The following is a 13,897-nucleotide window of genomic DNA, read 5'->3' on the forward strand; positions in this document are numbered from 1 at the left end:
CGCCGGGACAGCACATATCGCTCAATCCATTTCACGAAGCTTTAACCCTGGACCTCTGAACGACGAATCGTCCACGCCGCCACAGCAGACGCTGAAACCAAGGAAATGACAGCCAGTGTGAGTCCAATGATCCATCCCTGAGCAGAAGAATCCACCGTGCCTGTGGCGTACATCTGCTGCGTCGAACCCTCAGCCATGACGTCTCCATCTTGGCCCGCAGGCGCCATAAGAACCTGCGTGGTCATCGGATCAACTTCAGGAGCTTCTGCCACCGCTGTTGCCTGCGGTTGGCTATTTGCTTCACCAGCCCCAGCTGGGGCTTGGACAGCAGCAGTGGTCTTAGCGGCTGCTGCAGCAACCAAGTTCTCGTACTGACCTTTAGTAATCGAGTTTCCTTCAGAATCCTGATACACCAATACCTCATTAGCGTTCTCAGGGTTTACCTCAGCAGTGGGTTCAGCTGCTTGTCCTCTTGCCGAACCAGCTCCAGCCCCTGCGATAGGAGCTTCAGTAGTTTCAGTGGGCTCTTCGTCACCCCCTAAATCGGCGATAGGGGACTCGGAGGTTGGGGTTGTGGTGATGAAATCATTTGGATCAAAATCAATTTTGTAATCCGGATCCGCGGAGTCTAACCCCAACTCCGCCTGAGATTTACTCACCGGGATCGCGCCGGGACGATCAGTATCTCCCCAATACCACGCTTCAACAGTGCCGGGTTTGGGGTAGTAGAGGAAAGCACCAAGGTTGCTGTATTCCCATTCATCTCCGCCGAGGGGAGCATGCCAATAAGACCAATAAGCTTCAGCAGGTGATGCGGTCATGCAATCGTCCACATCAGGACCTGGGAAATCATTGATTCGGCACAAGAATTCTGGAAACTGAACGGTGGTTTCCACATCAAATCCGGCATCAAGAAGCGTTTGATAGCCATTTCCGCCGGCGTCAGCACAGCCGATGGTGTTGCCCTCAACCATCACTGTTACTTGGTCGTCTTCACAAGGCGTGGTCAAGGCGTGCGCAGAAGGAACCCATGGCGATATGGCAAGAACAATCCATAGTGCGACTGCAGCTGCAAAAGACTTCAGCGACAGGTGAAAAGTTGAGGTTCGAGACATCACTGTACTTCTCTCAGATGTTAAAACTGCAGGTTAGCCATCATTGGTCCCATGACACCAGCGATGGCGGCAAGGATGGCCAAGATGGCGATGATAATTCCAGCGCCGCCAATTCCACCGGTGGATCCCTCTGAATCAGCTGGGGGAGTTGGAATTTCTGAATCAGCTGGGGGAGTTGGAATTTCTGGATCTGGAGTTGGAATTTCTGGATCTGGAGTTGGATCTACTGGGTTCGCAATGGTGATCAGTTCAGCGTAGTTACCGCCTGCAAAACCTAATGCTGCTTGGCCAGTTGCGCGTCGAATCTGATCGCTAATCGCAGTGGTGGTTTCCTTAGCCTTCACGGTGAATGCAAAGCCACCCTGAATTGATGGCTCCGAATCTTCGCCAAATTGAACAGATGCCAGGTATTCACGAGCCTTGAGGTAGTTTTCCTCATCGCCCGCAAGAGCAAAAGCGGACCCGACAAGTCCCGTGGAGTTGGAATTCACACCGGTCCAAGCATTTTTGACACCACCGGTCTCATCCATCGTGGTGACGAGGTAATCGAGAGTGGCTTGTGTGGTTGGATCCTGCGCACCATTTGCCAGAGTCAAAGCCTGTGCAGCCATTGCAGTGACATCGGAATCCGTGGTTTTGCATTTAGGTTCGATTGCTGAGGCTAATTGGACACCACCGTTGGAGCACACTTGAGTTTCAAGGAAATCTGCTGCGCGCTCGGCTGCTTCGGTTTCACCGACGCGGTGCAGAGCTAGAACGCCCCAGGCCTGGCTGAAGTTATTAATTGCAGTTGTGGCTTCGCCATTGTTCAAGTTTTTGATCTGACCGTTTTCTTGAACAGCGCTGACAAGTTGCGCGATAAAATCATCATTTCTGATGCCCAGGGCATCTTGGAAAGCAACGGTCTTAGCTAGACGATCGCTGAAGATGTGGTCAGAACTTGAGAAATAGCCCTCGAGCTCCGGAGCAATTGCAGTATATGCAGCGTCGATCTTTGGTGAATCAGGATCAAGCGCTATGAGTGACAGCAACAGATCCTGATTGAGCCCAATATCTGGAGTACCTGCAGGCCCAGGGATGAGGCTATTCGTTGCAAATTCTTTTTCGATGAATTGGGTAGCTAATTGAATATCCGATGATGCATCTTGTGCAGCAACGACCTGTGGAGCCAACAGGGAAACACCGGTTGCTAAAGCCACGGTTGCAGCAGACCAGCGAATGGTTCTCTTCCCACGTAGATGAGCCATGAAAATATGTCCTTAAAATGAATTGGGGAAATGTTCTGACCCCGCTTTAAGGCACACATCACTGCGCTTCAAGACGGGCTTCAGAACCGTAATCCTCGACGGTTTGGAGCCACTCATTTCTTATTCAGGTGATCCGGCTTAATGCAATACCTGGTGAAAGCGGTTGCATAATACGGTTGCGGGTCAGCTTCGGGTTCTCACCGAAATTCCCCTGAAAAAGAACAGATGGTGTCCTACACCATAAAATCACCATCGGTGCTGGTCAAATGAAAGCCCCCGTAGGGGTGGCAGGGAAAATGTAAGTTCTTGCGAAGATTTTTTAAGAATCTGTGGCTATCCAATAGCGTCGCATTCCACGGATCGTGGATTCATAAACTCCACCGCACTTTTCTATGACGCTCCTGGACGCTTCGTTATCTCCTGCGACGCACAGCAAAACCTTGTCGATGCCCAAGGCCTGAGCTTCATGAACACCGAGTTTCAGCGCTGCGGTTGCGGCACCTTTTCGACGCGCAGACGGGCGCACGCCGTAACCAATGTGGCCCGCGACTTCCAGGAGATGTTGGTTCAGCTCGTGCCTTAAAGCTAAGAATCCGACAAGAACATCGTCATCATCAACGATCCAGAAATAGCTGCAGTGCACAAAACCTTCCGGTGGTGGAACCGAAGGATCGGCCGCGTCAGTGCGCTCCTTGAGGTAGTGGTGAAATCCTGCTTCGGAATAGTCGATGGGAAGATAGTTCTCGAAATAACCCGAGCCGTGGATGGGGTCTGATCCGAATTCTTCCAAAGCCTCTTTCCACATGGCGTGGCCTGACAAATGCGGTGAGATTAATTTGTACATCGGGCCAGGTTAGCAGCGCTAACCGTGCCCTGCGTGGGGCACGCGGGGGAGGGCGGCGTCGATAAGCGTGCTAGGAAGTTTGTGTTTTAGTGTTCACTTGCTGTACTCTGTCCGTTTGGACTTTGCACCAGAAAACTCTATAGAGCACAACGGTGTTTTAAAGATCCATGTAAACGTAAACACCTACTTTGTTGTAGGCCCCCCGCCATGAATGGCGATCCGTGTGGGAAATGGTAGCGAGCAAACCGACTATTGAGTTCGGTGAGCGTTGAGTGGCCAGAAAACACACGGTTAACGTCCAAGGTGGGAAGGGAACCCCAACGAGAAAGGCATCAGGTCGTCTCTAATGACAATGACTGATCCAATCGCCGACATGCTGTCGCGCGTGCGCAATGCTAGCAATGCGCACCACGACACCGTGTCCATGCCATCCTCCAAGATCAAGGCAAACATCGCCGAGATCTTGAAGCAGGAAGGCTACATCGCTAACTACACCGTTGAGAATGCAAAGGTCGGCAAGACCCTGTCCCTCGAGCTGAAGTACAGCAACACCCGTGAGCGCTCCATCGCTGGTCTGCGCCGCGTTTCCAAGCCTGGTCTGCGTGTATACGCTAAGTCCACCAATCTGCCACAGGTTCTGGGCGGCCTTGGCGTGGCTATCATTTCCACGTCACAGGGCCTCCTGACCGACCGTCAGGCTACCGAGAAGGGCGTAGGCGGAGAAGTTCTCGCCTACGTCTGGTAATAGGGAGGATTGACTAAACATGTCACGTATCGGAAAAGAACCGATCACCATCCCATCCGGTGTCGAAACCAAGATTGACGGACAGCTCGTTGAGGTTAAGGGTCCTAAGGGCACCCTGAACGTTAACGTTCCAGAGCCAATCTCCGTTGCAGTGGAAGACGGCAAGATTGTCGTCACCCGCCCGGATGATCACCGCACTAACCGTTCACTCCACGGTCTCTCCCGCTCCCTGGTTAACAACCTGGTTGTCGGCGTCACCGAGGGCTACACCATCAAGATGGAAATCTTCGGTGTCGGTTACCGTGTCGCGCTGAAGGGCAAGGACCTTGAGTTCTCCCTCGGCTACTCACACCCAGTTCTGATTGAAGCTTCTGAAGGCATCACTTTCGCAGTTGATGGCAACACCAAGCTTTCAGTTTCTGGCATCGACAAGCAGAAGGTTGGACAGGTCGCAGCAGTGATCCGCCGCCTGCGTAAGGACGATCCTTACAAGGGTAAGGGCATCCGCTACGAGGGTGAGCAGATCCGCCGCAAGGTCGGAAAGACGGGTAAGTAAGCAATGAGCAACACTGAAAACAAGCAGAAGCGCGTTTCCGTTGGCAAGGACATCGCGACTCGTCGTCGCGTTGCCCGTGCACGCCGCCACTTCCGCATCCGCAAGAACCTGCGTGGCACCCCAGAGGCTCCACGTTTGGTTGTCCACCGCTCTTCTCGCCACATGCACGTTCAGATCATCGATGACGTTGCAGGCCACACCCTGGCTGCAGCTTCTTCCATCGAGGCTGAGGTTCGCGCAACTGAGGGCGACAAGAAGGCTAAGGGCGCAAAGGTCGGTCAGCTGATCGCCGAGCGCGCTAAGGCTGCTGGTATCGAGCAGGTCGTCTTCGACCGCGCTGGTTACAAGTACCACGGCCGCGTTGCAGCTCTCGCTGACGCCGCTCGTGAAGGTGGTCTGAAATTCTAATGATGACCATTTCTAAGAACATCAACGGAAGGATTGCGTAATGCCGGGACGTGAACGGCGTGACGGCGGACGCTCCGCCGACGACAACAAGCAAAACGATCGCAACGAGCGTCGTGGCGGAGGCCGCCGCGATGACCGTCGCAATCAGCAGCAGGACGAGCGCTCACAGTACATCGAGCGTGTAGTCACCATCAACCGTGTGTCCAAGGTCGTCAAGGGTGGTCGTCGCTTCAGCTTCACCGCACTTGTCATCGTTGGCGACGGCAAGGGAATGGTCGGTGTCGGTTACGGCAAGGCCAAGGAAGTCCCTGCCGCAATCCAGAAGGGTGCAGAAGAGGCTCGTAAGAACTTCTTCCGCGTCCCAATGGTCAACGGCACCATCACCCACCCAGTTCAGGGCGAAAAGGCAGCCGGCATCGTTATGCTGAAGCCAGCTGCTCCAGGTACCGGTGTTATCGCCGGTGGCGCAGCACGTCCAGTTCTTGAGTGCGCAGGTATCCAAGACATCCTGTCCAAGTCCCTTGGTTCTGACAACGCTATCAACGTCGTCCACGCAACTGTGGATGGCCTGAAGCAGCTGGTCCGCCCTGAAGAGGTTGCAGCCCGCCGTGGCAAGACCATCGAAGAGGTCGCACCAGCACGTATTCTGCGTGCACGCGCAGGTCAGGAGGCGTAAGAAATGGCGCTGAAGATTACTCAGATCAAAGGCACTGTGGGCACCAAGCCCAAGCATCGCGAAAATCTTCGTTCCCTCGGTCTGAAGCGAATCCGCCACACCGTGATCCGCCCCGATACCCCAGAGGTACGTGGCATGATCCTGGCAGTTCGCCACCTGATCGTCGTCGAAGAAGTGGCGGGGGAGTAGGTAACAATGAGCGAACCAATTAAGCTCCACGATTTGCGCCCAGCAGCGGGCTCAAACAAAGCTAAGACCCGCGTGGGTCGAGGCGAAGCATCCAAGGGTAAGACTGCAGGTCGCGGTACCAAGGGTACCAAGGCGCGTAAGCAGGTTTCTGCAGCATTCGAAGGTGGCCAGATGCCACTGCAGATGCGTCTTCCTAAGCTGAAGGGCTTCAAGAACCCTAACAAGGTTGACTACCAGGTAGTTAACATTGCAGATCTCGCAGAGAAGTTCCCACAGGGCGGCGACGTCACTGTAGCTGACATCGTTGCAGCAGGACTTGTCCGCAAGAACGAACTGGTTAAGGTTCTTGGCAACGGCGACATCAGCGTCAAGCTGAACGTCACCGCTAACAAGTTCTCCGGCTCTGCCAAGGAAAAGATCGAAGCCGCTGGCGGCTCCGCAACCGTGGCATAAGTTCACCAGAGCTTTAAAAATGACCCCCAAGGGAAACCTTGGGGGTCATTTTTAGGTTTTTTGGGTGGACCTGGGGTTCTCGGAGGGGGATTGCGCAGGGGGCCTACTGATTGGGTTTGATTTGAGTGCATGGAAAATGCCACTCTGTGGGGTAACAAGAGTGGCATTGCAAAGAGACTTACTTAGTGGGTGGGGAAGCCAAGCTCAATCTGTGATTCATTTGGAAGAGGCCAGCGAGTGGTAACCACCTTGCTTCGGGTATAGAAGTTGAAAGAGTCAGGTCCATACATGTGTGTGTCTCCGAATAGTGAGTCTTTCCAACCTCCAAATGAGAAAGCGCCAATTGGGACTGGGATTGGCACGTTAATGCCAACCATTCCGACTTCGATGTCCATCTGAAATTCTCGAGCTGTACGGCCATCAACAACTATTGAAGCGCCTTCTTTCAAGGCTGAATCGAGAATTCTGTCCGCACGTCCCTGTGGCTGAGAATTGGAACTTTCCAACTTGGCCTTTTGAAGGGGCTCTATTGGCGAATATCTTGTTCTTGGCTTGTAGAGATTCCGGTGAGGTTTGATTTTGGCGAAAAGGGTTAACTAGTAGTTTGACGGCGCCTGGGCCACATTCGGCTAATAAGTAGGGCAGCTTCGGCGATGACTGCTCCTGAGGCTACAAGGAGGACGGCGACATCGAGAATTCCCTCGGGAACGGTGATCCAGAGATAGATGCAAATTCCCACAATGATCAGGCCAACAAGTCCTACGGTCAGTAAAACCCATTGGGGAGATTTTTGAGTGAGTGCTGCGGTGATGATGGCTGAAGCGAAGGAAAGGGCGAGGATAAAGCCAATTACCGCTATGTCCGGAATTAATTGAATCTTGAACCACAAGCAAAGCACGACAAGAACTACTGCGTAGAATCCGAGAATCGATTTACCGGGTACCGGGGGATGTTGCACTGCGCGGACTCCTGTAGGGCATCAAATATTCTAAATGGGAATAGCTTTTAATAAGCAAACCATACTGAGCGTAGACTTTCATTAGTTTGATGCGATACAAATGGGCTTCCCTAAAACTAAACACCCGCCACAATGAAACGCGGCGGGTGTTTAGCTGAGAACTTTCAGTAACTAAATGGTTCGGTGAATACTCTTGTATGTCAGGTAAGCACTGAGGCCTTCGATGCCGTATTCCACTCCCATACCGGATTCGTGGCGTCCTCCAAATGGGGCGGAATGGTTGGAACCGAAGAAGTTGATGCCTACGGAACCAGAATCCACTTGACGGGCGACTTCTAGTGCTTGTTCCTCATCCGCACCAAATACCAAGCCACCGAGACCGAATTCCGTGTTGTTGGCTAGTGCGATTGCTTCGGAAACACCGTTTGTATCGTCGTACTTTAGGATGGAAATAACAGGGCCGAAGATTTCTTCGCGTGATATCCGCATGTCGGGGGTGACATCGGCAAACACGGTTGGTTGGATAAACTCGCCTGATTCTAAACCTTCAGAAAGGCCGGTTGACCGGTTTCCACCTGCAACCACTCGTGCACCTTCCTCTCGTGCGGAGTCAATGTAAGACATGACCGTTGCATATTGGGCAGCGCTGGCAACTGGTCCAAAAACAGTTGCTTCATCATAAGGATCACCTTGTGCACCTGCAGCGATAGTGCTTGCCACTGTTTGCACGACTTCCGCATAGCGTGAGCTAGGAGCAATGATGCGGGTACTGATGTAGCAGGTTTGTCCAGTGTTGCGCATACAAGATCGAATCAACCGCGCCGAGAGTACTGACATGTCTGCATCCGGAAGGATAATCGCAGAAGATTTTCCGCCTAGCTCTAAAGTCACTGGTCGGAGTAGTTCTCCGCAGGCGGCAGCGATCTTCTTTCCAACAGGCGTTGATCCGGTAAACGCTACCTTGTCTACTCCGGGGTGGCGGACAAGGGCATCACCGAAACGCCCTGAACCGGTGAGTAGGTTGACTACGCCTGCTGGCACTCCGGCGGCTTCGATGGCTTCGATGATGAAACGGATCGACAGTGGGGTGGGGGAGGCTGGTTTGATGATGACGGTGCAGCCGGCAAGAAGTGCTGGTGCCAGTTTGATGACCACGAGGTTGATTGGAAAATTCCATGGTGCGATGAGTGCACAGACACCGATGGGATCTTTGTCCACGATGGATTCTGCTCCACCTGCAGGGAAGGGGCGAATGTCTTCGTCGTCTAACCAAGGTGCGAGAGTGGCAAAGTAACGGAAAATTCCTGCTGCGTTGGACGCCGCGCCCCGGGTCTCGGAAATGGGGGAACCATTTTCGCGGGTATTAGTAAGTGCTAGAGCTTCGGAACGGGATTCAATTTCCGTCGCGATTTTCAGGAGGTAGCCTGTTCGTTCCGCACCTGTAAGTGCACTCCACGACTTTAGCGCTGTACGTGCAGCTCCCACCGCAGAGTCCAATTCAGATGCGGTTGCTTCTGGAACAGATCCCCATTCTTGACCGACCGCAGGATCAACTACGGGGTTGCGTTGTGTTCCTTCTGCTTTAACCCAGGAACCGTTGATGTAGAAATCATCGACATGGGTATAGGGGAGTTGCAGGGAAGCACGCCTGGTTGCAGCATTCATCGGATCGCATCCGTTCTTAACAGGGCCTTTGCACGATTGAGGTCTGCAGTAGCCATCTGGTGTGCAGCCTCGGTGATTAATTCTGGGAGGATTTCCCTGTGCAGGCGGTCGACATAATCAGAGACTGGCATCCCGAACCATGAGCTAGAAGCCGTGATCCCGGCGCGGTCGAAACGCCAGAGTCGGTCGCAATCGCGAACAAGAGCATCTTCTAGGGAATAGGCCACTTGGCGGGTGTCGTGTCCGTCGATGATGTCGCAGACATGCTCGACAAAATCGACAGTATATCCGAGGGATGGAAGCACTCGGCGGGCCACAGTGCAGCCTTCTGTTTCGTGTTCGAAGCGGATTGCTGCTTTGCGCCAGTTTCCGGAGAAGCCTTCGGAGATGATTCGGCTCTCATCGACATGTGCCCAGCCCGTGTCGTGGAGGATTGCGGCTACGAGAACCAATTCTCTATCTGCCAGTGGGTAAGCGTCGCAGAGACGTTCAGCGTACGCCACGACGATGGGAAGATGAATGTCGTTGGCGCGGGTGCGGGTTTCCGGCTCAATGGCTTTCCATAATTGCTCAAATCCATTTGAAGGTGTTGCACAGATAGCGGTGGTATCAATTGGACCTACGGCCGGGATGGGACGAATCCCAAAATCCTCCGCAAAAGTGATGGCGCGGGGATCAGAGGCGTGGACGCTGGGGTCTGCTTGCTCCCAAGCGGGTAAATTACTGCGAGTCATCGGGTAACCTCCAGGTCAACGGCTAGTTTTTTCAGCGGCTGCGAAATATCTGCAGCAAGGTCGGCGGGGATATTTTGGTTCCTGGAAAGTGCACTGCGCACAGCCATGAAATCCAGTGGAGCGTTGACGCAATCGGCGGCGATGATGTTGTCGCCACGGTAATAAAGGACAGAGAACTTCTTTTTCTCGGGATCCTGTCGGATTACTGTGCTGTCATAACCAAGGGTAAGTCCTGCAATTTGTAGTTTGAGATCGCCTTGGTTGGACCAGAACCAGGGGATTCCGGCGTAGGCTTCGGGCTGGCCGACGAGTGAGTATGCAGCGATCTTTGCGTGCTCGATGGCGTTATTGACGCTTTCTAGTCGGATGCGTTCATCAGCGGGGGAACCAGGGATTGGATTGGGAATGTTGGCGACATCGCCAATCGCAATGGTGGTGCCATCTGACGCGACGGCATGTTTATCCACCACGATGCCGTTGTTGATGTCTAAGCCCAGATCAGCGGCAAGTTCTGTGTTCGGAATGACACCGATGCCCACAATGACTAGTTGGGCAGGAATTACTGTGCCATCTTCTAGCTCAATGCCGCTGAGCTTTCCATCCTTGCCCACAAACTGTTTCATGCGGGCATCAAGCACGATATTTACGCCACGGGAACGGTGTTGTTCGAGGAAGAATGCTGCGGTTTCTTCACCCACCGCTCGGCCAATCAGACGCGGACCATATTCCAGGACGGTGACATTTTTGCCGAGGTCATGAAGCGAACACGCAGCTTCCAATCCGATGAACCCACCACCGACTACAACGGCATCGGTGACAGAACCAATCATCGCTTTGAGCGCCAAGGCGTCGTCCGCGTTGCGCAGGTAGGTGACACCCTCCAAGGTGGCGCCCGGGAGGTCGAGGTGGCGAGGGCGGGCACCAACCGCTAGAGCGAGACGTCGAAAAGCGAATTCTTGTCCGGCGCCGTAGGCGACCCCTGATCCGTCGTCGTTCTTTTCAATGCGTTCGATGCGCACGCCCTTGACCAGGCGAATATTATTTTCTTCCCAATACTCATTGGAACGGAAAATCAGACGCTCTTTGTCGATCTTGTCCTGGAGGAACTCCTTGGACAAGGCGGGACGCTGGTAGGGGCGGTGATCCTCCTCGCCTAGAAGCGTGATCGATTCGGTGAAACCCGTGGCCCGCAGGGAAATCGCCAGCTGCACACCCGATTGGTTTGCGCCGATGATCAAGATTCCAGTTTCAGCTGAAGTATTCATGATTCAACCTCACACTTGCGTTTCTGGCGTGGTCAACGAAAGATCCATGCCTTCGGTGACCTTGATTTGGCAAGACAAACGGGAGCAATCCTCGCGGTCGACGGCAGCACCCCACAGCATTTCATCTTCCATCTCCTCCATTGGGGGAAGCGCATCATACTGTGCAGGGTCAACAAACACATGGCAGGTTGCACACGATAAGGAACCGCCGCATTCAGCAACAATTCCAGGCACTCCGTTTCGGACTGCGGTCTCCATTACTGAATCACCAACAGTCGCCTCGATGGTGCGGGTTTCGCCAGCATGATCAATGAAATGAATAGTAGACATGATCTTCTCCTTAGAACTTTTAGTACTTAGATGAACTGTCGGCCGCCATCAACGATGAGCGTTTGCCCAGTGATGTATTCGGCTTCTGGGGATGCAAGGAACATGGTGGTGCCGACGATGTCTTTCGGTTGGCTTGCGCGCTTGATGGATCCGCGATCGACACCGTACGTTTCCGCGTTATCCATGAGCCCCAAGCTGGCTTCAGTCAGCGTAAACCCAGGCGCAACCGCATTGACCGTGATCCCACGACCACCCAGCTCTTTAGCAAGCACCCTGGTTAAAGCAATGACCCCACCTTTGGATGCCACGTAGTGCGCCCAGTGTGCAGATCCTGAAAACACAGTCGCGCTGGAAAGATTGACCACACGGGCATTATCGGACAAAAACGGACTCACAGAACGCGTCACCAACCACGGGCCTTTGAGATTGACTCCCATGACCAAATCCCACTCCGCAGGGTCAATATCCTCAAACGGTGAACGAGTCACTGTCGCATATATCGCTGCGTTATTAATAAGGACATCAATTCGGCCACCGCCAAACTCAGCGGCACCGGCGGCTAGGGCCTCGGTGGACTCCAAAGACGTGACATCAACTTCAAAGGCTGCGGCATCTGCGCCCAATGCTTTCAGCTTGTCAACGGTCTCTTGCGCCCCATCCAGATTGATATCCGCCACCGCGATACGGTCTCCTTGGGCTGCGAAACCTTCAGCGAATGCCCGACCCAAACCGCCAGCGGCACCAGTGATAAGAACAGTGCGTGGACTAGGCATGTGTATCCACCCCATGTGCTGCTACTGAGTGCGCATGGCTGTGCGCGCCGGGTCCTTCGATGCGTGGCGCATCTGGATCAACAATGACAACCTTGCCCTTGGTTCCATCGACCTTGAGGTAATCGCCGGTTTTGATGGTGGTGGATGCAGCGCCAGTTCCAGTAACAGCCGGCAAGCCGTATTCGCGGCACACGATCGCAGCATGGCTCATCATGCCACCAATATCAGTGACTGTTGCCTTGATTTTGCCAAAGATTGGGCCCCAAGAAGGTGCTGTTACAGGGGCAACGAGGATTTCATCCTGCTGGATTTCTGAAAGGTCATCTGCGCTGAGAATTACTCGAGCGTAGCCTTCCATCACACCAGGGGATGCAGCCATGCCTTTAAGGGTTCCTTCTTCGGCATCCTCGTCATTGCCCAACCATGATTGCACCTGTTCGGTGGTGATTCCCCAGAGCATGCGGGTGAAAGGTTCGGTGATGGACTCTGGAGGAGTGTTTAAAGCTGGCGCTGGTCGGGCAGTTTTCAAAGCGGTGACAATTGCTTTTCTTCGCTCAATTTCTTCCGGCCAAATGATCGTGCCAATTGGACCACCGGGTGCACCGACACCCCACGCAGTAGCCAGGTCGAAGAGGACATCGCGGACTTCAGTGCGGTTGAGGTACAACATGTCATCCTCGTTCTCCCAGAAACCGTAGCCCTGGAGAGTGCGGGAAAGTTCGCGTACTTTGCGCCAAAATACTGACATGGTCCAGTGCTCGATGTAGAAGTTATGGTTTTCCACATAGGGGTATGCAGTAGCAGCGAGGCCGCATTTTGCATCAAACTGCGCGAGTTGTTCTCCATCCAAAAGGTCGCGGTATTCTTCCACCACGCGTTCCTTTTCTGCGATGAGTTCATCTTTCGGACGGGAGATGGTTTGGCCTTCATCTAAGCGGCGGATGTAATCCGCGATGTAACCCAGTGGAAGTTCCAGGTGCTCGATCCAGTATTTATCGTGACCGTAGAAGCCATTGCCGACGGTGAAGTTGAACCACGGATCTTGTGCTTCTTCCCAGCGCGCTATCCATGTCGCGCCGCCTTCTGCCTTTGCGATAGCAGCCAAGGTAGCTTGAGGATCATCCGGGTTGGCAAAGTGAGTTTGCAGGCCAAGGTCGACCGCTAGCTGTGCCAGAGACTTCAGTTCATCATCGGGGCGGAACAGTTCCATATCCACGCCCTGAACCATCATGGAAATTGACTGATCAGGGATATCTGGGAAGACTTCCTTGCAGAAATTGAAGAAGTCCAGGTAAGCGATGTAACCCAAGTTGAGGAACTCAAAGTGGTATTGCCAGTTTTGGTAGGCGAGCTGAATGAGCCGATCGAAGTTTTCCATGAGTACTTCGGTGCCGTCTTTGGCTTTACCGGAGACAATATCATCGATGGGCACGTAGTCAGGCAGTGGCTTGAATTCTAGAGATTCCAGCTCATTGATGGTTCCTAATACTCGCTCCTTCCAATTTGCCAGCATTGGCTCCCAGTTTTGGAAGTAGTGCGTGATGCGTTCCTGGAACATGGGGACGCGTTCCGCAATCTGATCTTCAGGCACTGGAATAGGGGACATATAGAGGTATCCCAGATGCACGCGGAACTCGATGCCATTGGCATTCGGGATCATCAAATGCCGAGCGTTGTATTGGCCGAGGCACTTTACAGCGAATTCACCACCGATGGTTTCAAAAGGCTTGAACACAGTTGGCCAGTGCTGTGAATCGCAGAACCAGAATTTCTCGTTTTCTTCATCCATGAGCTTGTCTTGGAAAACGAGGTAGTACGGGTACAGATCTTCCCAACCTTCAGCGCCCTTGGGCACTGGAAGATCGGAGGGCTTGGGGAAAGATTTATTAGCCATGGTCAAACTCCTTTTAGATGCTTTTCGACGAAAAGATGCGGTGGT

The 13,897-nt window shown here is 53.4% G+C and carries 17 protein-coding genes and 1 riboswitch; of the genes, 6 read left to right on the forward strand and 11 right to left on the reverse strand.

Translation table 11 applies throughout. The features are described from left to right. Positions 1-41 precede the first annotated feature (41 nt). From KW808_RS02985 to KW808_RS02995, 3 genes are all read right to left on the reverse strand, one after another. On the reverse strand, positions 42-1,115 hold the full coding sequence (locus KW808_RS02985) for a hypothetical protein (RefSeq protein WP_003860583.1): 1,074 nt from the start codon (positions 1,113-1,115) through the stop codon (positions 42-44). 20 nt (positions 1,116-1,135) lie between these two features. Further along, positions 1,136-2,362: a prenyltransferase/squalene oxidase repeat-containing protein gene (locus KW808_RS02990; protein ID WP_499652589.1), complete on the reverse strand. Its 1,227-nt coding sequence runs from the start codon at positions 2,360-2,362 to the stop codon at positions 1,136-1,138. Positions 2,363-2,435: 73 nt separating this feature from the next. Further along, a riboswitch (adenosylcobalamin (AdoCbl) riboswitch) is annotated at positions 2,436-2,597 on the reverse strand. Positions 2,598-2,681: 84 nt separating this feature from the next. Beyond that, positions 2,682-3,206 (reverse strand): GNAT family N-acetyltransferase, encoded by a 525-nt coding sequence (locus KW808_RS02995; protein ID WP_034983556.1) that lies wholly within the window; start codon positions 3,204-3,206, stop codon positions 2,682-2,684. Positions 3,207-3,552: 346 nt separating this feature from the next. Here KW808_RS02995 and rpsH point away from each other — a divergent pair, with 346 nt between their 5' ends. From rpsH to rplO, 6 genes are read left to right on the forward strand one after another with little or no spacing between them, the layout of a single operon-like run. Beyond that, positions 3,553-3,951, forward strand: coding sequence for a 30S ribosomal protein S8 (gene rpsH, locus KW808_RS03000; RefSeq protein ID WP_499652591.1), 399 nt, complete (start codon positions 3,553-3,555; stop codon positions 3,949-3,951). A gap of 19 nt (positions 3,952-3,970) precedes the next feature. Further along, the gene (gene rplF, locus KW808_RS03005; RefSeq protein ID WP_003860588.1) at positions 3,971-4,507 is read left to right on the forward strand and encodes a 50S ribosomal protein L6; all 537 of its coding nucleotides are present in this window, start codon (positions 3,971-3,973) and stop codon (positions 4,505-4,507) included. 3 nt (positions 4,508-4,510) lie between these two features. Next, positions 4,511-4,915, forward strand: a complete 405-nt coding sequence (rplR, locus tag KW808_RS03010; protein ID WP_003854346.1) for a 50S ribosomal protein L18 — start codon at positions 4,511-4,513, stop codon at positions 4,913-4,915. Between the two features lie 40 nt (positions 4,916-4,955). Next, positions 4,956-5,591 carry a 30S ribosomal protein S5 gene (gene rpsE / locus KW808_RS03015; protein ID WP_003854347.1) on the forward strand — a complete coding sequence of 212 codons (636 nt, stop codon included), beginning with the start codon at positions 4,956-4,958 and terminating at the stop codon, positions 5,589-5,591. Between the two features lie 3 nt (positions 5,592-5,594). After that, positions 5,595-5,780 (forward strand): 50S ribosomal protein L30, encoded by a 186-nt coding sequence (rpmD, locus tag KW808_RS03020; protein WP_003860590.1) that lies wholly within the window; start codon positions 5,595-5,597, stop codon positions 5,778-5,780. A gap of 6 nt (positions 5,781-5,786) precedes the next feature. After that, positions 5,787-6,233 carry a 50S ribosomal protein L15 gene (rplO, locus tag KW808_RS03025; RefSeq protein WP_003860592.1) on the forward strand — a complete coding sequence of 149 codons (447 nt, stop codon included), beginning with the start codon at positions 5,787-5,789 and terminating at the stop codon, positions 6,231-6,233. Between the two features lie 182 nt (positions 6,234-6,415). Here the strand turns inward: rplO and KW808_RS03030 are convergent, their stop codons facing one another. The 8 genes from KW808_RS03030 to KW808_RS03065 form a co-directional block, all read right to left on the reverse strand. Further along, on the reverse strand, positions 6,416-6,628 hold the full coding sequence (locus tag KW808_RS03030) for an aldehyde dehydrogenase family protein (RefSeq protein ID WP_415877164.1): 213 nt from the start codon (positions 6,626-6,628) through the stop codon (positions 6,416-6,418). 197 nt (positions 6,629-6,825) lie between these two features. Next, positions 6,826-7,191 carry a hypothetical protein gene (locus KW808_RS03035; protein WP_003860595.1) on the reverse strand — a complete coding sequence of 122 codons (366 nt, stop codon included), beginning with the start codon at positions 7,189-7,191 and terminating at the stop codon, positions 6,826-6,828. A 171-nt stretch (positions 7,192-7,362) separates the two neighbouring features. Further along, positions 7,363-8,856, reverse strand: a complete 1,494-nt coding sequence (locus KW808_RS03040) for an aldehyde dehydrogenase family protein (protein WP_003860598.1) — start codon at positions 8,854-8,856, stop codon at positions 7,363-7,365. Continuing rightward, positions 8,853-9,590 (reverse strand): HD domain-containing protein, encoded by a 738-nt coding sequence (locus KW808_RS03045; RefSeq protein WP_003860600.1) that lies wholly within the window; start codon positions 9,588-9,590, stop codon positions 8,853-8,855. Before KW808_RS03045 ends, KW808_RS03040 begins: the two co-directional genes overlap by 4 nt. After that, the gene (locus tag KW808_RS03050; protein WP_003860602.1) at positions 9,587-10,855 is read right to left on the reverse strand and encodes an NAD(P)/FAD-dependent oxidoreductase; all 1,269 of its coding nucleotides are present in this window, start codon (positions 10,853-10,855) and stop codon (positions 9,587-9,589) included. The genes KW808_RS03045 and KW808_RS03050 overlap by 4 nt, the downstream gene beginning before the upstream one ends. 9 nt (positions 10,856-10,864) lie before the next feature. Continuing rightward, the gene (locus KW808_RS03055; protein WP_003860604.1) at positions 10,865-11,185 is read right to left on the reverse strand and encodes a 2Fe-2S iron-sulfur cluster-binding protein; all 321 of its coding nucleotides are present in this window, start codon (positions 11,183-11,185) and stop codon (positions 10,865-10,867) included. Between the two features lie 26 nt (positions 11,186-11,211). Continuing rightward, positions 11,212-11,958 (reverse strand): SDR family NAD(P)-dependent oxidoreductase, encoded by a 747-nt coding sequence (locus KW808_RS03060; protein ID WP_003860608.1) that lies wholly within the window; start codon positions 11,956-11,958, stop codon positions 11,212-11,214. Continuing rightward, positions 11,951-13,852 carry a PEP-utilizing enzyme gene (locus tag KW808_RS03065; RefSeq protein WP_003860610.1) on the reverse strand — a complete coding sequence of 634 codons (1,902 nt, stop codon included), beginning with the start codon at positions 13,850-13,852 and terminating at the stop codon, positions 11,951-11,953. The genes KW808_RS03060 and KW808_RS03065 overlap by 8 nt, the downstream gene beginning before the upstream one ends. Positions 13,853-13,897: the final 45 nt, after the last annotated feature.

Source organism: [Brevibacterium] flavum (genome assembly GCF_019317305.1).
Lineage (GTDB): Bacteria > Actinomycetota > Actinomycetes > Mycobacteriales > Mycobacteriaceae > Corynebacterium > Corynebacterium glutamicum.

What these genes read in the sequence shown, in the direction of transcription:
- KW808_RS02985 (WP_003860583.1), bottom strand. Translation starts at nt 1,115, where the DNA reads ATGTCTCGAACCTCAACTTTTCACCTGTCGCTGAAGTCTTTTGCAGCT.
- KW808_RS02990 (WP_499652589.1), bottom strand. Translation starts at nt 2,362, where the DNA reads ATGGCTCATCTACGTGGGAAGAGAACCATTCGCTGGTCTGCTGCAACC.
- KW808_RS02995 (WP_034983556.1), bottom strand. Translation starts at nt 3,206, where the DNA reads ATGTACAAATTAATCTCACCGCATTTGTCAGGCCACGCCATGTGGAAA.
- rpsH (WP_499652591.1), top strand. Translation starts at nt 3,553, where the DNA reads ATGACAATGACTGATCCAATCGCCGACATGCTGTCGCGCGTGCGCAAT.
- rplF (WP_003860588.1), top strand. Translation starts at nt 3,971, where the DNA reads ATGTCACGTATCGGAAAAGAACCGATCACCATCCCATCCGGTGTCGAA.
- rplR (WP_003854346.1), top strand. Translation starts at nt 4,511, where the DNA reads ATGAGCAACACTGAAAACAAGCAGAAGCGCGTTTCCGTTGGCAAGGAC.
- rpsE (WP_003854347.1), top strand. Translation starts at nt 4,956, where the DNA reads ATGCCGGGACGTGAACGGCGTGACGGCGGACGCTCCGCCGACGACAAC.
- rpmD (WP_003860590.1), top strand. Translation starts at nt 5,595, where the DNA reads ATGGCGCTGAAGATTACTCAGATCAAAGGCACTGTGGGCACCAAGCCC.
- rplO (WP_003860592.1), top strand. Translation starts at nt 5,787, where the DNA reads ATGAGCGAACCAATTAAGCTCCACGATTTGCGCCCAGCAGCGGGCTCA.
- KW808_RS03030 (WP_415877164.1), bottom strand. Translation starts at nt 6,628, where the DNA reads ATGGACATCGAAGTCGGAATGGTTGGCATTAACGTGCCAATCCCAGTC.
- KW808_RS03040 (WP_003860598.1), bottom strand. Translation starts at nt 8,856, where the DNA reads ATGAATGCTGCAACCAGGCGTGCTTCCCTGCAACTCCCCTATACCCAT.
- KW808_RS03045 (WP_003860600.1), bottom strand. Translation starts at nt 9,590, where the DNA reads ATGACTCGCAGTAATTTACCCGCTTGGGAGCAAGCAGACCCCAGCGTC.
- KW808_RS03050 (WP_003860602.1), bottom strand. Translation starts at nt 10,855, where the DNA reads ATGAATACTTCAGCTGAAACTGGAATCTTGATCATCGGCGCAAACCAA.
- KW808_RS03055 (WP_003860604.1), bottom strand. Translation starts at nt 11,185, where the DNA reads ATGTCTACTATTCATTTCATTGATCATGCTGGCGAAACCCGCACCATC.
- KW808_RS03060 (WP_003860608.1), bottom strand. Translation starts at nt 11,958, where the DNA reads ATGCCTAGTCCACGCACTGTTCTTATCACTGGTGCCGCTGGCGGTTTG.
- KW808_RS03065 (WP_003860610.1), bottom strand. Translation starts at nt 13,852, where the DNA reads ATGGCTAATAAATCTTTCCCCAAGCCCTCCGATCTTCCAGTGCCCAAG.